Source organism: Neoroseomonas eburnea (assembly GCF_018129005.1).
GTDB lineage: Bacteria > Pseudomonadota > Alphaproteobacteria > Acetobacterales > Acetobacteraceae > Neoroseomonas > Neoroseomonas eburnea.
The window spans coordinates 1-24,374 of record NZ_JAAEDL010000001.1 but is presented as its reverse complement, the minus strand read 5'-3'; the positions used below and the strand labels follow the sequence as shown (position 1 = coordinate 24,374).

The 24,374-nt window shown below is 70.7% G+C and carries 22 protein-coding genes; 13 read left to right on the top strand and 9 right to left on the bottom strand.

The window, feature by feature from the left end:
• Positions 1-62: 62 nt before the first annotated feature.
• A complete protein-coding gene (locus GXW74_RS00110; RefSeq protein ID WP_211844242.1) occupies positions 63-1,067 on the bottom strand; it encodes a TRAP transporter substrate-binding protein in 1,005 nt (334 codons plus the stop codon).
• A 152-nt stretch (positions 1,068-1,219) separates the two neighbouring features.
• Between GXW74_RS00110 and GXW74_RS00105 the strand changes: the two genes are divergently transcribed.
• Positions 1,220-1,963, top strand: a complete 744-nt coding sequence (locus tag GXW74_RS00105; RefSeq protein WP_211844241.1) for an SDR family NAD(P)-dependent oxidoreductase — start codon at positions 1,220-1,222, stop codon at positions 1,961-1,963.
• A gap of 69 nt (positions 1,964-2,032) precedes the next feature.
• On the top strand, positions 2,033-2,791 hold the full coding sequence (locus GXW74_RS00100; RefSeq protein WP_211844240.1) for an SDR family oxidoreductase: 759 nt from the start codon (positions 2,033-2,035) through the stop codon (positions 2,789-2,791).
• 142 nt (positions 2,792-2,933) lie between these two features.
• Here GXW74_RS00100 and GXW74_RS00095 read toward each other — a convergent pair whose 3' ends face one another.
• Entirely contained in the window at positions 2,934-4,496 is a 1,563-nt protein-coding gene (locus GXW74_RS00095) for an acyl-CoA synthetase (RefSeq protein ID WP_211844239.1), read from the bottom strand.
• Positions 4,497-4,650: 154 nt separating this feature from the next.
• On the opposite strand from GXW74_RS00095, the gene dctP reads away from it, so the two are divergent.
• The 3 genes from dctP to GXW74_RS00080 are packed head-to-tail and all read left to right on the top strand — an operon-like array spanning position 4,651 to position 7,509.
• Positions 4,651-5,706, top strand: a complete 1,056-nt coding sequence (dctP, locus tag GXW74_RS00090) for a TRAP transporter substrate-binding protein DctP (protein WP_246522699.1) — start codon at positions 4,651-4,653, stop codon at positions 5,704-5,706.
• Between the two features lie 2 nt (positions 5,707-5,708).
• Positions 5,709-6,218, top strand: a complete 510-nt coding sequence (locus GXW74_RS00085) for a TRAP transporter small permease (RefSeq protein WP_338148096.1) — start codon at positions 5,709-5,711, stop codon at positions 6,216-6,218.
• A gap of 4 nt (positions 6,219-6,222) precedes the next feature.
• Positions 6,223-7,509 carry a TRAP transporter large permease gene (locus GXW74_RS00080; RefSeq protein WP_211844238.1) on the top strand — a complete coding sequence of 429 codons (1,287 nt, stop codon included), beginning with the start codon at positions 6,223-6,225 and terminating at the stop codon, positions 7,507-7,509.
• 306 nt (positions 7,510-7,815) lie between these two features.
• Here GXW74_RS00080 and GXW74_RS00075 read toward each other — a convergent pair whose 3' ends face one another.
• The 3 genes from GXW74_RS00075 to GXW74_RS00065 all read right to left on the bottom strand — a co-directional run bounded on the left by GXW74_RS00075 (position 7,816) and on the right by GXW74_RS00065 (position 10,722).
• A complete protein-coding gene (locus GXW74_RS00075) occupies positions 7,816-8,478 on the bottom strand; it encodes a peroxiredoxin (protein WP_211844237.1) in 663 nt (220 codons plus the stop codon).
• Between the two features lie 142 nt (positions 8,479-8,620).
• Entirely contained in the window at positions 8,621-9,592 is a 972-nt protein-coding gene (locus GXW74_RS00070; RefSeq protein ID WP_211844236.1) for an alpha-ketoacid dehydrogenase subunit beta, read from the bottom strand.
• Positions 9,589-10,722, bottom strand: coding sequence for a thiamine pyrophosphate-dependent dehydrogenase E1 component subunit alpha (locus GXW74_RS00065; RefSeq protein WP_246522698.1), 1,134 nt, complete (start codon positions 10,720-10,722; stop codon positions 9,589-9,591). The genes GXW74_RS00070 and GXW74_RS00065 overlap by 4 nt, the downstream gene beginning before the upstream one ends.
• 68 nt (positions 10,723-10,790) lie before the next feature.
• Here GXW74_RS00065 and GXW74_RS00060 point away from each other — a divergent pair, with 68 nt between their 5' ends.
• The 4 genes from GXW74_RS00060 (at position 10,791) to GXW74_RS27785 (ending at position 14,652) form a co-directional block, all read left to right on the top strand.
• Positions 10,791-11,618, top strand: coding sequence for a hypothetical protein (locus tag GXW74_RS00060; protein ID WP_211844235.1), 828 nt, complete (start codon positions 10,791-10,793; stop codon positions 11,616-11,618).
• Positions 11,615-13,363, top strand: coding sequence for a thiamine pyrophosphate-binding protein (locus GXW74_RS00055; protein ID WP_338148095.1), 1,749 nt, complete (start codon positions 11,615-11,617; stop codon positions 13,361-13,363). Before GXW74_RS00060 ends, GXW74_RS00055 begins: the two co-directional genes overlap by 4 nt.
• Positions 13,364-13,643: 280 nt before the next feature.
• Positions 13,644-14,087: a hypothetical protein gene (locus GXW74_RS00050; protein WP_211844233.1), complete on the top strand. Its 444-nt coding sequence runs from the start codon at positions 13,644-13,646 to the stop codon at positions 14,085-14,087.
• Between the two features lie 94 nt (positions 14,088-14,181).
• A complete protein-coding gene (locus GXW74_RS27785) occupies positions 14,182-14,652 on the top strand; it encodes a YMGG-like glycine zipper-containing protein (protein ID WP_246522697.1) in 471 nt (156 codons plus the stop codon).
• A 9-nt stretch (positions 14,653-14,661) separates the two neighbouring features.
• On the opposite strand, the gene GXW74_RS00040 is transcribed toward GXW74_RS27785, so the two are convergent.
• Positions 14,662-15,558: a ribokinase gene (locus tag GXW74_RS00040; RefSeq protein ID WP_211844232.1), complete on the bottom strand. Its 897-nt coding sequence runs from the start codon at positions 15,556-15,558 to the stop codon at positions 14,662-14,664.
• 133 nt (positions 15,559-15,691) lie between these two features.
• On the opposite strand from GXW74_RS00040, the gene trxC reads away from it, so the two are divergent.
• Both trxC and GXW74_RS00030 read left to right on the top strand, forming a co-directional pair.
• Positions 15,692-16,129, top strand: coding sequence for a thioredoxin TrxC (gene trxC / locus GXW74_RS00035; RefSeq protein ID WP_211844231.1), 438 nt, complete (start codon positions 15,692-15,694; stop codon positions 16,127-16,129).
• 74 nt (positions 16,130-16,203) lie between these two features.
• On the top strand, positions 16,204-18,540 hold the full coding sequence (locus GXW74_RS00030) for a xanthine dehydrogenase family protein molybdopterin-binding subunit (RefSeq protein WP_211844230.1): 2,337 nt from the start codon (positions 16,204-16,206) through the stop codon (positions 18,538-18,540).
• Positions 18,541-18,680: 140 nt separating this feature from the next.
• On the opposite strand, the gene GXW74_RS00025 is transcribed toward GXW74_RS00030, so the two are convergent.
• Genes GXW74_RS00025 through GXW74_RS00015 form a run of 3 tightly spaced genes read right to left on the bottom strand, consistent with a single transcriptional unit; the run spans position 18,681 to position 23,158 of the window.
• The gene (locus GXW74_RS00025; RefSeq protein ID WP_211844229.1) at positions 18,681-19,832 is read right to left on the bottom strand and encodes an acyl-CoA dehydrogenase family protein; all 1,152 of its coding nucleotides are present in this window, start codon (positions 19,830-19,832) and stop codon (positions 18,681-18,683) included.
• Positions 19,833-19,837: 5 nt separating this feature from the next.
• Positions 19,838-21,046, bottom strand: a complete 1,209-nt coding sequence (locus GXW74_RS00020) for an acyl-CoA dehydrogenase family protein (protein WP_211844228.1) — start codon at positions 21,044-21,046, stop codon at positions 19,838-19,840.
• Between the two features lie 24 nt (positions 21,047-21,070).
• On the bottom strand, positions 21,071-23,158 hold the full coding sequence (locus GXW74_RS00015) for a 3-hydroxyacyl-CoA dehydrogenase NAD-binding domain-containing protein (protein ID WP_338148093.1): 2,088 nt from the start codon (positions 23,156-23,158) through the stop codon (positions 21,071-21,073).
• A gap of 155 nt (positions 23,159-23,313) precedes the next feature.
• Here GXW74_RS00015 and GXW74_RS00010 point away from each other — a divergent pair, with 155 nt between their 5' ends.
• Positions 23,314-24,102, top strand: a complete 789-nt coding sequence (locus tag GXW74_RS00010) for an SDR family NAD(P)-dependent oxidoreductase (RefSeq protein WP_211844226.1) — start codon at positions 23,314-23,316, stop codon at positions 24,100-24,102.
• A gap of 19 nt (positions 24,103-24,121) precedes the next feature.
• Complete coding sequence (locus tag GXW74_RS00005; protein ID WP_211844225.1) at positions 24,122-24,361, top strand: hypothetical protein; 240 nt, start codon at positions 24,122-24,124, stop codon at positions 24,359-24,361.
• Positions 24,362-24,374 lie beyond the last annotated feature (13 nt).

The window sequence follows — 24,374 nt, the reverse complement described above, 5'->3', positions numbered from 1 at the left end:
GTCGCTCCGGTTGTCGGGAAGGGCCGGCCGGGCGGCGCGCATCGCCCCCGGCCGGCTGCGTATCAGGAGGCGATGGCGTTGATGCGGGTGAAGATGGTCTCCGCATCGACCTCGCGCGCATAGGCGGCCATCACCGGATCGACCGCGCGCTTCAGCTCGGCGCGTTCGGTGAACTCGACGCGGCGCAGGCGGCCGGCGCGTTCGAGCTGGTCGAGCTTCTGGCCATCCTCGCTGCTCTCGGCCTGGCGGCCGAAGGTGCCGGCTTCCTTGCCGGCGCGGCGGATCGCCTCCTGCAGCGGTGCGGGCAGGCGCGACAGGGTCTGGGTCGAAAAGCACAGCGGCCGGATGGTGATGGCGTGCTGCGTCATGATGAGGTTCGGCGCCACCTCGTAGAAGCGCATCGCCTCGACGCCCGCGGCCTCGTTCTCGCCGGCCTCGATGACGTTGTTCTGGATGCCGTTGTAGACCTCGTTGTAGGCGATGACCGTGGGCGCCATCCCTGCCGCCTGGAAGGTCCGCGACCAGATCGGCGCGCCCTGTACGCGGACCTTGAGGCCGCGGAGTTCCGCCATGTTGGTGACGCGCTTGTTGGCGAAGATGTTGCGCACGCCGCCGCCGGCATAGCCGATCAGCGCGACGCGGGCGCGGCGCTCGATCTCCTGAGCCACCGGCGCGAACAGGTCCTGGTCCAGCACCTGGTTCCAGTGCGCCAGGTCGCGGAACAGGAAGGGCGCGTCGACGAAGGGTGCGGCGCGGCTGAAGGTGGACATGTGCGCCGGGGAGACGATGCCGTAATCCACCGCGCCGCGCCCGGCCGACATGTATTCGAAATACTGCTTCTCGAGCCCAAGGCTGGAGTTCTTGTGCAGCACGAAGTTCACCGGCTGGGCGGTGTAGTACTGCTTCACCAGCTCCTCGAACCGCACCAGGGCGCGGGTGAAGACGTGGTCGTCGTTGAACTGCACGGCGCCGTTCAGGGTGATGGCCTGCTGCGCCCGCGCGACACGCGGGGCCGCCAGCAGGACCGTGCCGGCCGCGAGGCCGCGCGCCAGGTCCCGTCGCTTCATGAACGCACTCTCCCTTTGCCAGGCCGGCTTGGTGCCGGCTCTGGCCGGACTATAGGGGGGGAAGGCGCGCCATGGGAACCGTCCGGTTACTGCCCCCCTTCCCGTCGCACGCTCACTGGTCGAGACTGCGCACGGCATCGCGGGGGAACGCCATGAACCGTCTGGATCTTTCGGGCCGCGTGGCGATCGTCACCGGTGCGGCACGCGGCATAGGGCTCGCCATCGCCCGGCGCGCGGTTGATTCGGGCGCGGCGGTGGCGGTGTGGGACATGGATGCGGCCACCGGCGCCGAGGCCGCCGCCTCGCTCGGCCGCGCCAGCGCCCATGCGCTCGACCTGACGGATGAGGCCGCGATCGGCGCCGCGCTGCAGGCGACGCTCGCCGCGCATGGCCGGGTGGACATCCTGGTCAACAACGCCGGCATCACCGGCGGCAATGCCCCGTCCTGGGAATTGCCGGTGGCCGAATGGAAGCGCGTGGTCGAGGTGAACCTGATCGCGCCCTATCTCGTCACCCGCGCCGTCGTGCCGGGGATGATCGCGGCGGGCTATGGGCGCGTGGTGAACATCGCCTCCATCGCCGGCAAGGAAGGCAATCCGAATGCGTCGCACTACAGCGCATCCAAGGCCGGGCTGATCGGCTTCACCAAGTCGCTCGGCAAGGAATTGGCGAAGACCGGCGTGCTCGCCAACTGCATCACCCCGGCGGCGGCCGAGACCGACCTGTTCAAGCAGATGACGGCCGAGCAGGTCGCCTGGATGCGGGGGAAGATCCCGATGGACCGCTTCGTGAAGGTGGAGGAGATCGCGGCGATGGCCTGCTGGCTGGCCTCGGAGGAATGCTCCTTCTCGACCGGCGGCGTCTTCGACATCTCCGGCGGCCGTGCCGTCTACTGACGGCGTTGCCAGCCCCGCGCCGCCCGCGCACATTGCCGCCGACCCGAAGCTGCCGATGAGGAAACGCAGATGAGCACGTCCAGCAAGATCGCCGTCGTCACGGGGGCCGGTACGGGCGTCGGCCGCGCCGCCGCGCTCGCCCTGCTGGGGGGCGGCTGGACCGTCTTCCTCGCCGGGCGGCGGACCGAGGCGCTGCAGGAGACCGCCGCACTCGCCGGCGGCGATGCGCCGCGCGCCATTCCCGTTGCCACGGATGTCGCCGACCCGGCTTCGGTCGATGCGCTGTTCGGCACGGTGAAGCAGCGCTTCGGGCGGCTCGACCTGCTGTTCAACAATGCCGGCCAGAACGTGCCCGGCACGCCCTTCGAGGACCTGACCTACGCCGACTGGTCGCGCGTGGTGGCGGTGAACCTGACCGGGTCCTTCCTCTGCGCCCAGGCCGCGTTCCGCATCATGAAGGACCAGTCGCCGCAGGGCGGGCGCATCATCAACAACGGCTCGATCAGCGCGCATACGCCGCGGCCGGACAGCGCGCCCTATACGGCGACGAAGCACTCCATCACGGGGCTCACCAAGTCGCTGATGCTCGACGGGCGCAAGTACGACATCTGCGCCGGGCAGATCGACATCGGCAACGCCGCGACGCCGATGACGGCGCGCATGTCGAAGGGCGTGAAGCAGGCCGACGGCAGCGTCGCGGTGGAGCCGACCATGGACGTGAACCATGTCGGCCAGGCGATCCTGCACATGGCGAACCTGCCGCTGGAGTCGAACATCTTCACGCTGACGATCAAGGCGACGAAGATGCCGTTCGAAGGGCGCGGCTGACGGAGGAAGGTCGGGGGAGGAGAACCTCCCCCGATCCCCCTCCCTTCCTTGTCGTTTGGGGACTGACAGCCGAGGTCAGCGCCAAGGTGCCGAAGAAGGTTGAGGGGGTTCGGGGGAGAAGTTCTCTTCTCCCCCGACCTTTTCAATCTTCCCCCCGCTCCGCCAGCAGCCGCTTCACCTCGTTCTTCGGCACCTTGCCGTAGCCTGACCGCGGCAGCGCATCCCACACCACGATGCGCGACGGCCATTTGTACCGCCCGAGCCGTCCGTCGAGATGCGCCATCACCGCGGCGGGGTCGATCGTCGCGTCCGGTTGCGCCACCAGCACCGCGACGCCCGTCTCTCCCCATTTCTCATGCGGCACGCCGACGACGCAGGCTTCCGCCACGGCCGGATGTGTCAGCAGGGCTTCCTCCACCTCCCGCGGATACACGTTGGACCCGCCGGAGATGTACATGTCCGATTGCCGCCCGGTGATGGTGAGGAAGCCGCGCGCATCGAGATGGCCGAGGTCTCCGGTGTGGAACCAGCCGCCGGCGAAGGCCTTCGCCGTCGCTTCCTCGTTGCCGAAGTAGCCCGCCATGACCGCGGGGCCGCGCACGCAGATCTCGCCGGTCTCGTTCGCCGGCAGCGGCCGGTTCCCGCCATCGAGGATCGCGATCTCGATCCCGGTGCGCGCATAGCCGCAGGAACCGATCGGGAAAGCCGGATCATCCTCCAGGCTGTGCCACTCCGGCGGCAGGACAGTGATGTTGCCCGTCACCTCGCCGAGGCCGAAATACTGCACCAGGCAGGACCCCAGCTTGCGCAGCGCGTGCTTCTGGTCCTCCCGGTACATCGGCGCGCCGGCGTAGATCACGTGGCGCAGCGAGGAATGGTCGTGCGCATCGACGCTGGCATCGCGGCACAGCTCGTTCAGGATCGTCGGCACGGTGAACATGTTGCTGACGCGATGCTTCTCCACCAGGCGCCAGGCCTCCGGCACGTCGAGGCGCTCGCCCGGCAGCAGCACGGACACCGCGCCGCGCGCCACCTGCGCCATCGCGTGGATGCCCGCGCCGTGGGATAGAGGGGCCACCACCAGCGACGCGTCGCGATGCGTCAGCCCGGGCATCAGGTCCGCGATGTGGTTCGTCACGACGAAGGCGAGCTGGCCATGCGTCAGCGTGCCGCCCTTCGGCCGGCCGGTCGTGCCCGAGGTGTAGAACAGCCAGGCCGGATGGTCGCGATCGACCGCCTCGGTGAGAGTGACAGGCGCGCCGCTGCCCTCGGCCACCAGATCATCCCAGGTGAGGCCCTCCCCCTCCCCGATCGCGACGTCCAGCATGCAGTGCGGATTGCCGGCCTGTGCGGCGGCACGGTGCTCCGGGAAGCCGGTGTCGAAGACTTGCGCACGGCAGCCGGCGTTGGCGGCGAGGAAGGCCACCTCCGGCGGACTCAGGCGGAAATTCGTCGGCACCCAGACGGCGCCGATCAGCCAGCAGGCCCAGCCGGACTCGAAGATGGCGTTGCCATTGCGGGCATGGACCAGCACCCGGTCGCCCTTCGCCACGCCGCGCGCCCGCAGCGCCGCCGCCGCGGCCGTCACGCGGGCCGCCAACTCGCCCCAGTTCCAGCGCCGGTCGCGCCAGACCAGGGCCGGGTGGTCCGGCAGCCGCCGCGCCGTCTGCAAGAGCAGGCTGGCAAGGTTCGAGGTGGGTATCATGCCGTTCTTCCTCCCATCCCCCTTGGTCTGCCGCGCCGCGGCGCGGGTCGCAAGAACGGGTCGCCGCTTGCGGTCGCCGCCCCGGCCGGGCAAGTCTTGCAGCCAAGCGCCGAACACCGTCGCAGCCGAAGAATCATCGAGGGAGCAACGCCAGATGACCGAGACCATGACCGGCGCATCGCGCCGCAGCCTGCTTCTGGGCGCCGCCGGGGCGGGGCTCGCCCTGCCCGGCCTCGCCCGCGCGCAGGCGCAGTACCGGCCGGAATACAAGCTCTCGGTGGTCGGCAACCGGCCCATTCCCTTCGCCGAAGGCGCCTTCCAGTGGGCCGAGCTGGTCACCCAGCGTTCCGGCGGCCGCATCAACGTGAAGGTCTATCCCGGCAGCCAGCTCGTCGGCGGCGACCAGACGCGCGAGCTGGTGGCGATGCGCCAGGGCGTGATCGACTTCTCGGTGTTCAGCACCATCAACATCGCCCCGCAGGTGCGGGAGGTCGGGCTGTTCCAGCTCCCGTTCCTGATGCCGAACCACAAGGCGCTCGACGCGCTGATCGGCGGCGAGGTCGGCCGCGACATCTTCGGCGTGATGGAGCGGCGGGAAGTGGTGCCCCTCGCCTGGGGCGAGAACGGCTTCCGCGAGATCTCCAACTCCAAGCGCGCCATCCGCACGCCGGCCGACCTGCGCGGCATGAAGATCCGCTTCGCGGCGGGGGCGATCTTCAGCGACATCTACAACACCCTCGGCGCCAATCCGGTGCAGATGTCCTTCGCCGACCTGCAGCCGGCGCTGTCCACCGGCGCGGTGGACGGGCAGGAGAACCCGATCAATCTCTTCCTCGCCTTCCGCATGGACACGCTGGCGCAGAAGCACCTGACGGTGTGGAACTACGTCAACGACCCGCTGATCTTCTGCCTCTCCCGCAGCGTCTGGAACAGCTTCACCGACGCCGACAAGCAGCTCGTGCGCGAATGCGCCGAGGAAGCCGGCCGCAACCAGATCGCGCTGACGCGGCGCGGCCTCGGCCTCGACGGCGGCGACGATTCCTCGATGCAGGAACTGCGGCGCCGCGGGGTGGAGGTCACCGTCCTCACCGCGCAGGAAAAGGCGGAATTCGCCCGCGCCACGCGTCCGGTCTACGAGAAGTGGTCGCAGACCGTCGGCGCCGAGCTGGTCCGCAAGGCCGAGGCCGCCATCCGCGCCGCGACGGCCTGAGTGTGAGCGCCGAGCCCGACCCGACCGCCGAGCGGACCGGCCCGCATACGCGGGTCCCGCTGCGTATCGAGGAAGTCCTCATTGCCGCCGCCATGGCCGCGATGGCGCTGATCACCGCCGCCAACGTCGTCACGCGCTACCTGACCAACGTCTCCCTCGCCTTCACCGAGGAATACTCGGTCGCGCTGATGGTCGTCGTGGCCTTGCTCGGGACCGCACTGGCCACGGCGACGGGCCGGCATATCCGCATCGGCGTGCTGATCGACGAAGGGCCACCGGCCTACCGGCGCTGGGCCGAGGCGGCCGCGATGGTCCTGACGATCGCCTGCTTCGCCCTGCTGGCCTGGTACGGCGCCCGCCTCGCCTACGACGAATACCGCTTCGAGGTGCTGTCGAACGGCCTCGGCCACCCGAACTGGCTCTATACCGGGTGGCTGCCGCTGCTCTCGCTTGTCGTCATCGGTCGTGCCGCCGGGCGGCTGATGCGCGTTCTGCGCGGGGCGGAGGGCTGATCCGATGATCGGCGTCACCCTCTTCGCGCTGTTCACCATCATGCTGCTCGGCGGCGTGCCGATCGCCGTCGCCCTGGGCCTGGCGGGCGCGACCGCCATCGTGCTGGCGGATCAGTCCATCTTTGCCATGCCGACCAATGTCTATGCCGGCATCGCGAAATACCCGCTCATGGCCATCCCGATGTTCGTGCTGGTCGGCAGCGTCTTCGACCGGACGGGCGTGGCGCTGCGGCTCGTGCGCTTCGCGACCGCCCTGGTCGGCGCGGGGCGCGGCGCGCTCGCCTCGGTCGCCGTGCTGGTCGCCATGGTGATCGGCGGCATCTCCGGCTCGGGGCCTGCCACCTCGGCCGCGGTCGGCCAGGTGGTCACGCGCAGCATGGTGAAGGATGGCTACCCGCGATCCTTCATCGCCAGCACGGTCGGCGCGGCGGCGGCGACGGACATCCTCATCCCGCCCTCCATCGCCTTCATCATCTACGCGGTGCTGGTGCCCGGCGTCTCGGTGCCAGCCATCTTCATGGCCGGCATGTTCCCCGGGATCCTGGCCGGCTTCGCCATCATCGTCCCGATCGTGATCATCTCGATGGTCAAGGATTTCGGCGGCAAGGCGCGCACCGAGGAGCGCCTGCGCGTCTGGACCACCTTCAAGGAGGCGATCTGGGGCCTGATGGCGCCGGTCGTCATCCTCGGCGCCATGCGCTCCGGCTTCGTCACGCCGACCGAGGCGGCGGTGCTGGCCGTCGCCTACGGCCTGTTCGTCGGCTTCGTGGTCTACCGCAGCCTCACCCTGCGCGACCTTTACGAGATGCTGGTGGAGGCGGGCGAGCTCTCGGCCGTCATCCTCATCGTCGTGGCGCTGGCGAGCGTCTTCGCATGGTCCACCTCGACGCTCGGCATCGTGCAGCCGATCGCGACCTGGGTGGTCGGGCTCGGCCTCGGCGAATACGGCACCATCGGGCTGCTCATGCTGGTGCTGATCGTCATCGGCATGTTCCTCGACGGTGTCTCCACCTTCCTGATCCTGCTGCCGGTGCTGATCCCGATCGCCAATACCTTCCACTGGGACCTGACCTGGTTCGGCGTGATCCTGACCATGAAGATCGCGATCGGCCAGTTCACCCCGCCGATGGCGGTGAACCTCATGGTCTCCTGCCGGATCGCCGGCGTGAGCATGGAATCCACCATCCCCTGGGTGGTCTGGATGATCCTCGCGATGTTCGTCGCGCTGGCGCTGGTGGTGGTGTTTCCGGATATCGCGCTCTGGCTGCCGCGGGCGATGGGGCTCGGGTAGTGGGGAAGAGGCGGGCATCGCATCCGCCCCTTCCGGTGCCTCAAACCGGCCAGCCTTTCGGCCGACTCGCCATGCGTGCCTTGTTTCGCGCGCCGCCGCCACAGCAACCCTTCGCGCGACACCGCCGCGCCTCGCCGCCGACAGGTCGGCAGCAAGGCCCGGCGGATTCAAACCAGCGGCCGCCGGTATCCACCATTTCCTGCCCTCGGGCGCCGAGTGCAAACCTGCGGCTTGCCCGGCGTCGCCGGCCCACCGGCGGGCCGCATTCACGGCTTCGGCACGGGCCATGGACCCATGCCGCCAGGATCAGCCCTGCGGCTGCGGCACGATGCGGATATAGGGCTTCGGCTCACGCCAGCCCTGCGGCCACAGCTTCTTCGCGTCCTCGTTCGAGACCGAGCCGGCGATGATCACATCCTCGCCGTGCTTCCAGTTGGCCGGCGTCGCGACCTTGTGCTTCGCCGTGAGTTGCAGGCTGTCGAGCAGCCGCAGGATCTCGTCGAAGTTGCGGCCGGCCGTCATCGGATAGGCCAGGTAGGACTTCACCTGCTTGTCCGGCCCGATGATAACGACGACGCGCACGGTCTGGTTGTTGGCGGCCGTGCGCCCTTCCGATGTGGTCCCTGCATCCGCCGGCAGCATGCCGTAGAGCTTGGAGACATGCAGCGTCGGGTCGCCGATCATCGGATAGGTCACGGCATGGCCCGTCACCTCGCGGATGTCGTCGGCCCAGCGGCTGTGCTCGCCCACCGGATCGACGCTGAGGCCGATGATCTTGGTGTTGCGCTTGTCGAACTCCGGCTTCAGCCCGGCCATGGTGCCGAGCTCGGTCGTGCAGACCGGCGTGAAGTCCTTAGGATGGCTGAACAGGATGGCCCAGGAATCGCCGATCCACTCGTGGAAGCGGATGCGTCCCTGTGTCGTGTCGGCTTCGAAATCCGGGGCCGTCTGGCCAATGGCAATGCTCATGGCGCACTCCCTCTGCTGCGCGTGTGGGCGCGGAAGGCACCACGCAGCAGCGCATCGCTCAAGTGAAATGTTCCTGTTTCGCAGCGCACGCGCGCGGGAGATCGTCCTTCTCTCCCGCGCGCGGTGCGTGCAAGCTTACTCTTCAATGCCTCGCCGACGCGACGCGCCGGATCGCCTGCACGACGCGCGCCGGCGTCATGCGCATCGCGTCCTCGAGCGGCGGGCTGAATGGCACCGGCGCACGCGGGGCACCGAGCCGTTCCACCGCGCGCAGGCCGCCCGGCCCGAGTGCTTCCACCACCCGCGCGACCACCTCCGCCCCGAAGCCGGAGACGGTCACCGCCTCATGCACCACCAGCAAGCGGCCCGTGCGGCGCGCCGAGGCGATCACCGCCGCCTCGTCCCACGGCCAGAGGCTGCGCAGGTCGAAGACGTCGCAGGCGACGCCGCTGTCGCGCGCGCCCTGCTCCACCACGGGCACGCAGGCGGACCAGGTGACGACGGTCGCAGCGTCGCCCTGCGCCACCTGGCGGGCGACGCCGAGGGCGACGGGCTCGACCGCCTCGGGCACCTCGCCTTCCGCGGTCCACAGGTTCTTCGGCTCCATCAGCACCACCGGATCGTCGCTGCGGATCGCGGCCTTCAACAGCCCCGCGGCATCCGCCGGCGTGCCGGGCGCGGCAACGACCAGGCCCGGGATATGCGTCAGCCAGGCCTCCAGGCATTGGCTGTGCTGCGCCGCCGAATTGCGCCACATGCCCTGCGGCATGCGCACCACGAGCGCGGCGCGCCCCTGCCCGCCGAACATGTAGCGCACCTTGGCGATCTGGCTGACCAGCTCGTCCATCGCGCAGAGGGTGAAGTCGGCGATGCGCATCTCGATCACCGGACGCGTGCCGCACAGCGCGGCGCCGAGGCCCGCGCCCATGATGGCGCTCTCGCTGATCGGGGTGGAGACGATGCGGTCGGGGCCGAACTCCTCCGCGAGGCCCTTGTACTGGCCGAAGATGCCGCCTTGCGCGAGGTCCTCGCCCAGCGCCCAGACCAACGGGTCGCGGCGCATCTCCTCGGCGAGTGCGGTGCGCGCGGCCTCGGCGAAGCTCATGCGGGTCATGCCGGCGCCCCCGCATCCTGCACGTCGCTGAAGGCGGCGCCAGGGTCGGGCCAGGGGGCGGCCATGGCGGCCGCACGGTGGCTGGCCATCTCCTCGGCTGCCTCGGCCTCGATGGCGGCGATCTCCTCCGCCGCGACGCCCGCCGTCGCCAGCGCCGCGGCGAGCCGCCGGATGCAGTCGCGGTCGCGCGCCGCGGCGGCTTCCTCCGCCGGGCGATAGGCGGCGGCGTCGGTGCCGGTGTGGCCCTCCCAACGGTAGCACCTGGCGTGCAGGAACTGCGGCCCCGCGCCGCCGCGGATGCGCGCGACGAGTTCCGCCGCCACCGCGTCCACCGCCAGCGCGTCCTCCCCGTCCACGGCGATCGCCGGCACGCCGCAGGCCTCGGCGCGGACAGCCGGCCCGCCGCCCGCCGTCACCGCGCTGTTGCGGGTGAAGGCGGCGAAGCCATTGTCCTCGCAGACGAAGAGCACCGGCAGGCGGTACAATGCCGCCCAGTTCATCCCTTCCAGGAAGGGACCGCGGTTGACCGCGCCATCGCCGAAGAAGCAGGCGACGATCGCGTCGTCTTCCTCCGCGCCTGCCGGTTCGCGGTTCCGCTGCCCGCCGGCCAAGCGGGCTGCGGCTTCCGCCGACCGGACGGCGCGCCGCAGCCGGATGGCCTGTGCCGCGCCGCAGGCGATCGGGATGCCGGCGCCGACCACGCCGTTCGCGCCGAGCATGCCGACCGCGAAATCGGCGATGTGCATCGACCCGCCCTTGCCGCCGCACGACCCGCCGGCGCGGCCATGCAGTTCCAGCATCATCGCCCGTGCGTCCGCGCCCTTGGCGATGGCGTGGCCGTGGCCGCGATGAGTGCTGGTGATGCGGTCCGCGCGGCGCAGGTTGGCGCAGACGCCGACCGCCACGCCCTCCTGCCCGATGGAGGGATGCACCACGCCCGGCGCCTGGCCGCTGCGCATCGCGGCAACCGCCTCGTGCTCGAAGGCGCGGATGCGCGCCATGTCGCGCAGCATCGCGAGCCGCCGTGCCGTCTCGTTGGAGGCGGAGCCCTGACGATGCGGGGACCGGCTCGGATCTCCGCCGCCCGGCGGCGCAGCCGCCTGCGCACTCCGGTCATCGGACCCCACCATGCGAACCCCCTCCCCCTTTTGCCGCGGCAAGCAACGCGCTCTACTCCCGGGCAGGGAGGACAAGCGCCATGCTGGAGCGGCTCATTGTCGTGGACAGCGTCACCCGGCTGGGGCCGGAGGCGCAAGGGCGCGTCATCGTCGGCGGCTCCCATGGCGGGATCTACGCCGCCTACCTGGCGGCGAAGGCCCGCACCGCCGGGGTGGTGCTGAACGATGCGGGGCTCGGCCTCGACGGCGCCGGCATCGCGGGGCTCGCCTATCTCGATCCGCTCGGCATTCCCGCCGCCTGCTGTTCCCACCGCAGCGCGCGCATCGGGGACGGCTTCGATCTGCTCGGCCGCGGCGTCGTCAGCCATGTGAACCGCGCCGCCGCGGCACTCGGCGTCGAGCCCGGCATGTGGTGCCGGGAAGCCGCCCGCCGCCTCGCCGCCGCACCGGTGCCGGTGATGGATGCCCCGGACAGCGTCGAGTCCCGCTTTCCCGTGGACCTGCCCGGGCTGCACCGCGCGCGCGCCTGCGCGATGGACTCCAATTCGCTGATGACGGCGGATGATGACGGCACGGTCGTCGTCACCGGCAGCCATGGCGGGCTGCTCGGCGGTCGCCCCGAAAGCGCCGCCCGCGCCGCCGTCTTCGCCGCGCTCTACAACGATGCCGATGGCGGCATCGACGGTGCGGGATTCACGCGCCTGCCGGCGCTCGATGCGCGCGGCATCGCGGCCGCGACCTACTCCGCCTGGACGGCGCGCATCGGCGATGGCCGCTCCGCCGTCGAAACCGGCATCATCTCCTGCGTCAATGCATGCGCGGCCTCGCTTGGGTTGAAGCCCGGCATGCGGGTGCGCGACGCCGTCACACTGCTTGCCGAAGCGATCGAGAAGGACCACCGCGCGTGACCGACGCCCCGCCCTCCAATGCGACGCTGACCATCACGGGCGGGGAGGCGCTGGCGCGCATGCTCCAGGCCCATCATGTGGGCCCGATGTTCGGCATGGGTGGCTTCCAGTTGCTGCCCTTCTACGAGGCGGTGCGCGCGCTCGGCCTGAAGCACTACCTCATCAACGACGAACGCTGCGGCACCTTCGCCGCCGACGCCTGGGCACGGGTGACGAACCGCCCCGGGGTGGTCGACGCGACGCTCGGGCCGGGGGCGACGAACCTCGTGACCGGCCTGGTGGAAAGCCTCAACGCCGGCATTCCGCTGGTGGCCATCACCGGCGACGCCAATCGCGACCACGCCTGGAAGAACATGACGCAGGAGGCGCGGCAGGTGGAGATCCTGCGCCCCGCCTGCAAGGAACTCATCCGCGTCGAGAGCACGAAGCGCATCCCGGAGATGGTGCGCCGCGCCTTCGCCGTCGCCACCTCCGGCCGCCCCGGCCCGGTGGTGCTCGACGTGCCGGAGGATGTCTGCCACGGCGAACACGAATTCGGCGCTGACGAGATCTGGGCCGATCCCGGCACGCTGCAGGCCCAGGCGCGCCGCACGCGGCCCGACCCGCACGAGCTGAACCGTGCGGCCGCGCTGCTCGCCAGGGCGAAGCGCCCGCTGCTGCTGGTCGGCGGCGGCATCCATGTCAGCGCCGCCTACGACGCGCTGCTCGCGCTTGCCGAGGCCGGGCGCATCCCGGTCGCGCACACCATGTCGGGCAAGGGCGCGATCGCCTGCACGCACCCGCTCTCGCTCGGTGTCTTCGGGCGCTACAGCCGCATCGCCAACGACTTCGTCGCGGAAGCCGACCTGCTCATCGTCGTCGGCTGCAAGCTCGGCGAGATCGCGACGAAGCGCTTCTCGCTGATGCCGGCCGGCGTGCCGGTGGTGCACATCGAGATCGTGCCGGAGGAGATCGGCCGCACCACCCGCGCCGATGTCGCGCTGGCGGCCGATGCGCGGCTGGCGCTGGAAGACCTGCTCGCGGCGCTGCCCTCCGGCCCGCTGCCCGACGGCCGCGCGGAGTTCGCCGGCGCCGTCGCGCCGCGCATGGCCGCCTGGCGCGTCGGCGCCGCCGACCGGCTGGAATCGAACGAGACGCCGATCAATGTCGGCCGCCTGATCAACGAGCTGAACGCGGCCATGGGGGAGGAGGACATCCTCGTCGCCGATGGCGGCTTCGCCGGCCACTGGGGCGGACTGCTGTTCGACACCAGGAAGGCCGGGCGGCACTTCATCGCCGATCGCGGCTTCGCCTCCATCGGCTACGGTGCGCCGGGGGCGCTCGGCGCGCAGCTTGCCGCCGGGCCTGGGCGGCGCGTGGTGGGCCTGACCGGCGACGGCGGCTTCAACATGACGATCGGCGAGATCGAGACCGCGCGCCGCGTCGGCGCCAACTTCATCCTCTGCGTCTTCAACAATGGCGCCTCGGGCTACGTGAAGGCGTTGCAGCACGCCGTCTACGGGCCCGGAAAGTACCAGTCCTCGGAACTCGCCGAGACCGACTACGCCGCCGCCGCCCGCGCCTTCGGCTGCCGCGGCATCCGCGTGGAAGACCCCGGCAGGCTGGGCGCGGCGATCCGCGAAGGGTTGGCGAACACCGACACGCCGACCATCCTCGACGTCATCGTCACCCGCGACCCGTCGCGCATGTTGCCGGGCGTCGACAACCGCACCCTGCGCGTCGAGAAGGGCGACCGGCCGGTCTAGGCGACAGCGAGGCTCCGCCTCGCGCTCCGCTCGGGGGCGCCGCCCCCGAGACCCCCGCCAGGGGGCCGGGCCCCCTGGACCTCCCTCCCGTCGGCTCCGGCTCTCCGGGCCTGGACTGTCCGGCGGAGCGGATGCGCGGGGCGCGCACGGGAGGGTCGCCGGGCCGATGGCGAGGGTGCTCGATAGCCCGTAGGACAGCGGCGTAGGCAAAGCTGCGGAATCGTGCGGATCCGCGCTATCCTCCGCCCTGACGGTTCTGAACCGCCACGGACCCTTTGCCATGCGACGCGCGTCCCCCTTGCTGCCGATGCTTCTCCTCGCGGCCGGGGCCGGAGCGCAGGAGCCCAACGCGCCGCTGCCACTGCCCCGCGTGATCTACGGAGCGCCCGAGCCGAACGTCATCTACGGTCCGTCCTCGGCGGAGCCCGAACGCGCGCCCCCCGCCGCGCCCCCCGTCGCCCGCCCGGCCACGCCGCCCGCACCAGCACCCCAGGGCAGCCTCACCTATGGCTGGGGCCCCGCCTACGTGCCACCCCTGGGCTACTGGGCCCCGCCGCCACACTGGGACCGGCCGCCGCGACCGATCCGTCCTCGCCCCGAGGTTTCGGTTCCCCCGGCACGCGGCGGCTACTACGAGCCGCCGCAGCCGCCCGGCAGCTATGTCGGCCGGCCGCCCTCCGCGCCGCCGGAGCCTCGCTGGGGCTTCGAGAGGCCGCGGCGCTGAACGCGCCATGAGGCACGCCGCGTCGCCATATCCCCGCCATGTCGCCACCGCAGATTGCAGGCGCAAGGGCACGGCGCTCGCCAAGGATGCAGCCATGAAGAGAATTCCAGGACTTGTCCCGTTGGGGCTGCTGGCGCTGGTCGCCGCAGCCTGCACCAACCCCTACGATCCGACCCAGCGCGCGGTCGGCGGCGGGCTGATCGGCGCCGGCACCGGCGCGGCGATCGGCGGCATGGCCGGCGGCGGCCGCGGTGCGGCGATCGGCGCGCTGGCGGGCGGGCTCGGCGGAGCCGCGATCGGCGCCGCGACCACCCCCCAGCAGCCCGCGCCCTACCAGGGCGGCTACGGGCAGGGCTATCCGCAGCAGCAGTCCAGCTACATGGCCACGCCGGCGCCGGTTGGCGCGACCACCTACTACCCCTCGCCGGGGCCGGGCTACGTGAGCGCACCCTACTACCAGCCGCCGCCCCCGCCGCCGCAGGCCTACCAGCCGCCGCCGGGGTCCTATTGGCAGCCGCAGCCCTATTACGCGCAGCCCGACCCCCACGGATATTACGGCTACTGACGCGAGGGATCAGCCGCCGGCCGCGAGGATCTCCTCGAGTCGCGGCAGGGACGGCACCGCGCCCGGCCGGCCGCAGGCCAGGGCGCCGGCGACCACGCCGCGGCGCAGCGCCGCCGCCTCCGGCAGGCCGCCGGCAAGGGCGGCGGCGAAGGCCCCGATGAAGGCGTCGCCGGCGCCGGTGCTGTCCACCACCGTCACCGCCGGAGCCGGCAGGTGCAGCGGCCCCGCGCCGCGCGGCGCCCAGTAGGCGCCGGCAGCGCCGGCCGTCAGGACCACGCCCCGCCCGCTGCGCCAGGCCAGCGCGGCGGCCGCTTCGGCCCGTGGGCCGTCACCGCCGAGCAGAATTGCGGCCTCCGTCTCGTTCACCACCAGGATGTCGGTCGCGGCCAGCAGCGAGTCCGGCAGCGGCCGGGCCGGGGCGGCATTGAGCAGCGTCACCGCCCCGGCGGCGCGGGCCGCGCGAAAGGCAGCCTCGGTCGCAGGCAGGGGTGTCTCGAGTTGCGCCACCACCAGCATCGGCCCGCCGCCCGCCGCCCTGGCTGCCGTCGCCGGATCGAGCATGGCATTGGCGCCGGCGACGACGACGATCTCGTTCTCGCCCTCGGCGTCGACGAGGATCAGCGCCTCCCCGGTCGGCAGGCCGACCAGGCGGGCGACAGCCCCGGCATCGACGCCCTCGGCAACCCAGAGCTCCATTGCCGCATCGCCGGCAGCGTCCTGCCCCAGGGCGGCGACCATGGCGACCTGGGCCCCGGCGCGCGCGGCGGCGACCGCCTGGTTGCTGCCCTTGCCGCCGTGGAAGCGGTCGATGCCCGACGCCGCCAAGGTTTCGCCAGGTTGCGGAAAGCGCGCCACGCGCAGCACCGTGTCCCGATTGTAGGAACCGATGACGAGAACCCGGCCCATGGCACTCCCCCCGCTGGTGGCCGCGGACGCTGGGGCGGGGCCGCCCCGCGGGTCAAGCCGCCGCTTGCGCAGCCGCAAGGCAGGCCCGGCGGCGGCCGGCGAAGATCTTATCGATCCGATCCGGAGTTGCGCCATGTCCGACCCTCTTCAGGTCGTCTGCCCCCATTGCGATGCGGTGAACCGCGTGCCCGCGGCGCGGCTCGGCGACCGCCCGGTCTGCGGTGCCTGCCGCCGTCCGCTGTTCGAAGGCCGCCCCCTCGCCTTGGACGAGGCCCGCTTCCGGCGGCACCTCCAGGCTTCCTCCCTGCCCCTGCTGGTGGATTTCTGGGCCTCCTGGTGCGGCCCGTGTCGCGCCATGGCGCCGGAATTCGAGGCCGCGGCCACGACTCTCGAACCCATGGTCCGCCTGGTGAAGGTGTCGACCGAGGAAGCGCCGGCGCTGGCGCAGGAACTCGCGATCCGCAGCATCCCGACCCTGGCCCTGTTCCGCGGCGGGCGGGAAGTGGCGCGGCGCGCCGGCGCCATGCCGGCGAAGCAGATCGTCGCCTGGGCGCGCCAATCCGCCACGTGATGCGGCCCCGGGTTGCGCTGCAGCAAACTCGACCTAACCTGTAGGGCATCCCGACACAGCGCCCCGAGGCCCCTATGCCCGATACGATCCTGGCTGATCCCACCATGCTCAAATTCGGGATCGGCCAGCCCGTGCCGCGGCAGGAGGATCCCACGCTTCTCCGCGGCCAGGGCCGCTACACGGACGACCTGGCCGTCGAAGGCCAGGTCTGGTGCGTCATGGTGCGCAGCCCCTATGCGCACGGCGTCATCAACGCCATCGGCACCGAGGCGGCGAAGGCCATGCCGGGCGTGCTCGGCGTCTTCACCGCGGCCGACATGGCCGAATACGGGCCGATGCGTTGCCTGCTGCCGCTCAAGAACCGCGACGGCAGCCCGCTGATCAACATCGAGCGCGGGCCGCTCGCCGCCGACAAGGTGCGCTTCGTCGGCGACCCGGTCGCCTTCGTGGTCGCCGAGACCAAGGCGCAGGCCAAGGACGCCGCCGAGGCGGTGGAGATGGACATCGACGCGCTCGACGCGGTGACCGATGCCTCCGCCGCCGCCGCGCCCGGCGCGCCGCAGCTCTACGACCACATTCCCGGGAACGTGGTGCTCGACTTCCATTTCGGTGACGCCGACAAGGTGGCGGAAGCCTTCGCCGGCGCCGCCCATGTCACCAGGCTGTCCATCCGCAACAGCCGCATCGTCGTCTGCGCCATGGAGCCGCGTTCCGCGATCGGCGAATGGGATACCGCCAAGGGTCGCTACGTGCTGCGCGTCGGCAGCCAGGGCGTCTTCGGCCTGCGCAACCAGATGGCGAACGACATCCTCAAGGTTCCGGTCGAGAAGGTCCGCATCCTGACCGGCAATGTCGGCGGGTCCTTCGGCATGAAGGCCAGCGCCTATCCGGAATATGCCTGCGTGCTGCACGCGGCGAAGGTGCTCGGCCGGCCGGTGAAGTGGACGGATGAGCGCACCGGGTCCTTCCTGTCCGACTGCCACGGCCGCGACCACGAGGTGGATGCGGAACTGGCGCTGGACGCCGAGGGCAGGTTCCTCGCGGTGCGCCTGACCGCCTTCGGCAACATGGGCGGCTACCTCGCCACCGTCGCGCCGCTGATGGGCACCGGCAACTTCGTCCGCAACATCCAGACGAACTACCAGACGCCACTGCTCCAGGTGGACACGCGCTGCGTGGTGACCAACACCACGCCCATCTCCGCCTACCGCGGCGCCGGCCGCCCGGAAGGCAACTACTTCATGGAGCGCCTGATCGAGACGGCAGCGCGCGAGATGGGCAAGGACCCGATCGCCCTGCGCAGGCTGAACCACATCAGGCCGGAGCAGTTCCCCTTCACCTCCACCAACGGCTCGGTCTACGACTCGGGAGATTTCACGGCGCTGCTCGACAAGGCGCTGGAAGCCGCCGACTGGGACGGCTACGCGGCGCGCAAGGCAGCAAGCGAGGCGCGCGGCATGCTGCGCGGGCGTGGCGTCGGCAATTTCCTCGAATGCACCGCGCCGCCGATGAAGGAACAGGGCGAGCTGGTCTTCGAGCCGGACGGCACCGTTACCATCGTCACCGGCACGCTCGACTACGGCCAGGGTCACTGGACTCCCTTCGCCCAGGTGTTGCACCAGAAGCTCGGCGTGCCCTTCGACAGTATCAGGCTGGTGCAGGGTGATTCCGACCGGCTGATCGCCGGCGGCGGCACCGGCGGGTCGAAGTCGCTGATGGCCTCCGGCGCCGCCATCCTCGAAGCCGCCGAGCTGGTCATCGAGAAGGGCCGCAAGGCCGCCGGCTACGTGCTGGAAGCAGCCGCCGAGGACATCGAGTTCGCCGCCGGCCGCTTCACCATCATGGGCACCGACCGCGGCATCGGCATCATGGAGCTCGCCGCGAAGCTGCGGGAGATCGGCCCGCTGCCGCAGGACGTGCCGAACGCGCTCGACAGCCGCACGGTCTTCGACCAGGCGCCGATGGCCTACCCGAACGGCTGCCACATCTGCGAGGTCGAGATCGACCCGGAGATCGGCACGGTGAAGATTGACCGCTATGTGTCAGTGAACGATTTCGGCGTCATCGTGAATCCGCTGCTGGTCGAAGGCCAGGCGCATGGCGGCATCGTGCAGGGCATCGGCCAGGCGCTGATCGAGCGTGTGGCCTATTCCGAGGACGGGCAGCTCCTGACCGGGTCCTACATGGATTACGGGCTGCCGCGGGCGGACGACCTGCCCTCCTTCGGGTTCGAGAGCCAGCCCAGCCCGTGCAGGACCAACCCGCTCGGCGCCAAGGGGTGCGGCGAGGCCGGCTGCGCCGGATCGCTGCCGGCGGTGATGAACGCAGTGTCGGACGCGCTGGGCGGGATGCACATCGACATGCCGGCGACGCCGGAACGCGTGTGGGAAGCCGTGCAGCGAATGAAGTGAAGAACGGGGGGAGAAGCGAACTTCTCCCCCCGGGCCCCCCTCAACCTTCTTTGGCACTTGGGAACCTTTCTTCGGAGGTCAGTCTCCAAGTGACAAAGAAGGGAGGGGGTTCGGGGGAGGTTCTTCTCCCCCGGCCTTGACTACGCCGCGAGGAAGACGCCGCCTTCCTCGCTCAGCGCGGCGAGATGGTGGTCCATGTCGCCGAACATGTTCTCGATGACGGTCAGCCGCTTCAGGTAGTGCCCGCCCGCATACTCCATCGTCATGGCGATGCCGCCATGCATCTGCACCGTCTGCTGGCCGACGAAGCGGGCGTTGCGGCCCACCTCCACCTTCACGGCCCGCATCTGGCGGCGGCGCTCCGCGGCATCCGGTTCGCTCGCCATCATCGCGGCGAGCATCGCCATCGAGCGCGCCTGTTCGAGGCAGACCATCATCTCCGCCGCGCGGTGCTGCAGCGCCTGGAAGGACCCGATCGGCCGCCCGAACTGCTTGCGCGTCTTCAGGTAGTCGACCGTCAGGTCCTTCGCCGCTTCCATGCAGCCGACGGCCTCGGCCGCCATCGCCGCGATGGTCTCGTCCGCCACGCGCTCGACCAGCGCGATGCCGCCGCCGGATCCGGTCAGCAGCGCCTCGGCCCCGACCTTCACACCGTCGAAGGTGATGTCGGCCGCGCGCTGCCCGTCCGCGGTGCCGAAGCCCCGCCGCGTCACGCCCTGCGCATCCGCCGGCACCAGGAACACGCCGATGCCATCGCGATCCCGACGCGCGCCTGAGATGCGCGCCGTGACGATGAGCCGGTCCGCCGTGTCGCCATGCACGACGACACCCTTGCGCCCATCGATCACCCAGCCTGCACCGTCCTTCTTCGCCGTCGTCGCGACGTCGTGCAGGTCGAAGCGCGACTGCGGTTCGGTATGCGCGAAGGCGAGCAGCAGGGTGCCGGCCGCGATCTCCGGCACCATCGCCGCGCGCTGCTCGGCCGTCGCGCCATGGCGCAGGAAGCCGCCGCCCATCACCACCGTGGACATGAAGGGTTCGAGCGTCAGGGAGCGTCCCATCTGCTCGGTCACGATCATGGTCTCGACGGCGCCGTAGCCGAGGCCGCCATCCTCCTCGGCGAAGGGCATGCCGAGCAGGCCGAGTTCGGCATAGGCGGCCCAGACCTCGCGCGACCAGCCGGTCTCGGAGGCCATGTAGCCCTTGCGCTGCTCGAAGCCGTACTTGTCCTTCAGCAGCTTGGACAGGCTGTCCTGCAGCAGGCGCTGGTCTTCGGAAAGATCGAAATCCATGTGTCTCAGAGCCCCAGGAATGCTTTGGCCATGATGTTCTTCTGGATCTCGGTGGATCCGCCGTAGATGCTCTGCTTGCGCCAGTTGAAGTAGGTCGCCTGGGCGAGCGTCTGCCAATCCTGCGCGATGTCCGGCTCGTTCCGCCCATCCGCTTCGGGATCGTTCGGCGCCGCGAGGCCATACGGCCCCGCCGCCATGACATAGAGTTCGGAAATCGCCTGCTGCAGCTCCGTCCCGCGGATCTTCAGCACCGACGATGCCGGGTTCGGCTTGCCGCGGCTGAGCTGCCGGTTCTCATCCGCCAGCACGCGCAGCGTCGTCATCTCCAGCGCCTTGAGCTGGACTTCCACATCCGTCAGGCGGGACCGGAAGCGCGGGTCTTCCATCACCGGCCGCGCGCCACCCGGGGCTTCCTTGGCGATCAGCTTCAGCCGGCGGATGCGCTCCTTCGAGGCCCCGACGCGCGCCTGGCCGGTGCGCTCGTTGGACAGCAGGAACTTCGCGCAGTCCCAGCCGCGATTCTCGGTGCCGACCAGGTTGGCGACGGGCACCTTCACATCGTCGAAGAAGACCTCGTTCACCTCATGCGCGCCGTCGATGGTGATGATCGGCCGCACGGTGATGCCCGGCGTCTTCATGTCCACCAGCAGGAAGGAGATGCCCTCCTGCTGCTTCGCCGCACCCGGGTCGGTCCGCACCAGCAGGAAGATCCAGTCGGCGTGCTGCGCCAGCGTCGTCCAGGTCTTCTGGCCGTTGACGATGTAGTGGTCGCCGTCCCTCTTCGCCGCGCATTTCAGGCTGGCGAGGTCCGACCCCGCGCCGGGTTCCGAGAAGCCCTGGCAGAACCACAGGTCGAGGCTGGCGAGCTTCGGCAGGAAATGCTTCTTCTGCTCCTCCGTCCCGAAGGCGACGAGCACCGGCCCGAGCATGTTGCAGTTGAAGCCGAGCGGCGAGGGCGCGGGCGTCGACTGGATCTCCTCGCTCAGGATGAAGCGCTTGATCGCGCTCCAGGGCTGGCCGCCCCACTCGACGGGCCAATGCGGCACCGCCCAGCCCTTGTCGTACAGGCGCCGCTGCCAGTCGACCTGCATCGCCTTGGTCGGCGTGCGGCCGGAGGCCATGCGCTCCCGCGTGTCCGCGGGCAGGTTCGCGTCGATCCAGGCGCGCACTTCCTCGCGGAAGGCGCGTTCCTCGTCGGTGAAGCGGAGGTCCATGCTCGTTGCTCCCGTTGGATTCCGTCAGGCCGCCTTGCTGCCCATGCCGGCGAAGGACCCGCCTTCGGCGGCCAGTTTCTCGATCAGCGCCGCGGGCTTCAGGTTCGCATCGCCCGTCGCCGCGGCGTAGTGCGCCAGCTTGTCGCGGACGTTCTTCAGTCCCTGCGTGTCGGCCCAGAACATCGGCCCGCCGCGCCAGGCCGGCCAGCCAAAGCCGTTGGCGAAGATCACGTCGATATCCACCGGGCGATAGGCGACGCCTTCCTCGAGGATGCGCGCGCCCTCGTTGACCATCGGCAGCATCAGCCGTTCGAGGATCTCCTGGTCCTCGATCTTCCGGCGCCGTACCTGCATCTTCTCCGCGACCTCGAGGATGATGCGCTCCACCTCCGGGTCCGGCATGCGGGTGCGCTTCTCATCGTACATGTACCAGCCCTTGCCGGTCTTCTGGCCGAACCGCCCGAGGGCGACGATCGCATCCGCCACCGGAGCGACAGTGCCGCGCGCCTTGCGCACCGCCGCACCGATGTCGAGCCCGGCGAGATCACCCACCGCCAGCGGCCCCATCGCCATGCCGTAGCCTTCCATCACGCGGTCGATGTCCTGCGGCAGGCAGCCTTCCAGCAGCAGCTTCTCCACCTGCGGGCCGCGCTTGCCGGTCATGCGGTTGCCGACGAAACCGTCGCAATTGCCGACGAGGACCGGCAGCTTGCCGATGCGCTTGCCGAATTCCGTCGCCGTCGCGATCGCCACCCAGGAGGACTTCGACCCACGCACATTCTCAAGCAGGCGCATCACGTTCGCCGGCGAGAAGAAGTGCATGCCGACCACGAGTTCCGGCCGGCTGGTCGCGCCCGCGATCTGGTCCACATCCAGCGTCGAGGTGTTGGTGGCGAGCACGATCCCCGGCCGCGCCGCCTTGTCGAGGCGCGCGAAGACCTGCTTCTTCACCTCCATGTTCTCGAAGACCGCCTCGATCACCAGGTCGGCCTTCGCGACGGTGCCCTCGAAATCCGTGCTGCCGGTCAGCAGCGCGCGGCGCTTCTCGTAGTCCGCCTGCGACAGGCGTCCGGTCGAGACGGTGCGCTGCCAGTTCGCGTCGCAGCGCGCGAGGCCCTTCTGCAGCGCCTCCTCGGTCATCTCGACGATGGTCACGGGCACGCCGTGGTTGGCCGCGCTCATGGCGATGCCGCCGCCCATGGTGCCGCCGCCGATCACCACCAGGCGCTCGACCGGCAGGGGCTTCGCATCGGCCGGCTGGCCGGGGATGCGCAGCACCTCGCGCTCGCCGAAGAAGATGTGGCGCAGCGCCTTGGACTGCTCGCCGGAGACCAGCGCCTGGAACAGCTCGCGCTCCTTCTCCAGCCCCTTCTCGAAGGGCATGGTGAAGGAGGCGCGCACCGCCTCCGCGCAGCCCTTCGGGCTTTCCTGCCCGCGGCTGCGCTTCAGCAGCCCGGCGACCACCGCATCATAGGCCGCGGGGTCCTGCCCGCCGATCCTGTCCGTGCGGTTGCGCGCAAGGGTGAAGGTCTTGCCGATGTTCGCGCGCGCCCAGGCGACGGCACCTTCTTCGAGGTCGCCGTCGATGATCGCATCGACGAAGCCGAGCTTCTGCGCCTTGGTCGCCGGGATGGGATCGCCGGAGACGATGATCTTCGCCGCTTCCTCGGGACCGATCATGCGCGGCAGGCGCTGCGTGCCGCCGGCGCCGGGCACGAAGCCGCGCTTCACCTCGGGCAGGCCGAGCTGAGCATTCGCCAGGGCAAGGCGCGCATGGCAGGCAAGCGCGAGCTCCAGCCCGCCACCGAGGGCGGAGCCATGGATCGCCGCCACCACGATGCCCGGATAGCCCTCGATGGCGTCGAACACCTCGGTCAGCGAGGGAGGCTGCCGCGGCTTGCCGAACTCGGTCATCTCGGCACCGGCGCAGAACATCCGGCCGCTGCCGATCAGCACCACTGCCTTGGCGCCCGCCGCCTTCGCCGCGTTCACGCCGGCGAGAAGCCCGGCCCGGATCTCCGTCCGCAGCGTGTTCACCGGCGGATTGGCAAGGCGCAGCACATGCACGTCCCCATTCTGGACGTGCTGGACGAATTCGGCAGAGCCGGACACGGGCGTCACTCCCTCGCAAGCATGCGGGCCACTTCGGCCCCTCTTGGCGCAAGTGTCCGGCAGAACCGCCCGGACGGCAAGCGGGCCGCGCCCTGTTGCCCAACCGCGCCGCGCATGCTGCGCTTGCAGCATCCTCAGTCACGGGAGCGAAACGCATGTCCCTCTTCGACCTCACCGGCAAGGTCGCCGTCGTCACCGGCGGCAGCCGCGGCATCGGCCGCGCCATCTGCGAGCGCCTGGCCGAGCACGGCGCCAAGGTCGTCGTCTCCTCCCGCAAGGTCGAGGCCTGCCAGGAAGTGGTGGACGCCATCACGGCCAAGGGCGGCACCGCCATGGCCGTCGCCTGCAACATCGGCCGCAAGAGCGAATGCCAGGCGCTGATCGATGCCGCCGTCGCCGCCTGGGGCCAGGTCGACATCATGGTCTGCAACGCCGCGATCAACCCGCATTTCGGGCCGGCGATGACCATGCCCGACGAGATCTTCGACAAGATCATGGCGTCCAACATCAAGTCGAACCTGTGGCTCGCGCACATGACCGCGCCGGGCATGGCCGAGCGCGGCGGCGGTTCCATCGTCATCGTCTCCTCGATCGGCGGCTTCCGCGGTTCGCCGGTGCTCGGCGCCTACGCGATCTCCAAGGCGGCCGACATGCAGCTCGTGCGCAACCTCGCGGTCGAATGGGGCCCGAAGAACGTGCGCGCCAACGCCATCGCCCCGGGCCTGATCCGCACCGACTTCGCCCGCGCGCTGTGGGAGGACCCGGGCATCTACAAGAAGCGCACCAAGGACACGCCGCTGAAGCGCATCGGCGAGCCCGACGAGATCGCCGGCGCGGCGGTCTTCCTCGCCTCCGCGGCCGGGTCCTTCATGACCGGGCAGACCATCGTGATCGATGGCGGCGTGCTGGCTGGCCCGCCCTCGCGCTCCGACGACGAGGAGTGATCAGCGGAAGCCGGGCGGCTTGCCGCTCGGGTCCCATCCCGGCGCCGGCGTGCCGCGCTGGATCGGCGGCTTCACGCTGATCCCGGGGCCTTCCCGCGGCGGCGCAGGCTGGCGCGGCGGCGTGACCGGCGGGCGCGGCGACTGCGCCGCCTGGGATGGGCGTGACGCTGCCGGCGGCTCGGGGTCCGCCGTGACCGGCGGCGGGGCCGGCGGCGGTGGCGGCGGCAGGACCGCCACGGGCGGGGCAGCGGGCGGCTGAGCGGTCGGTGCCG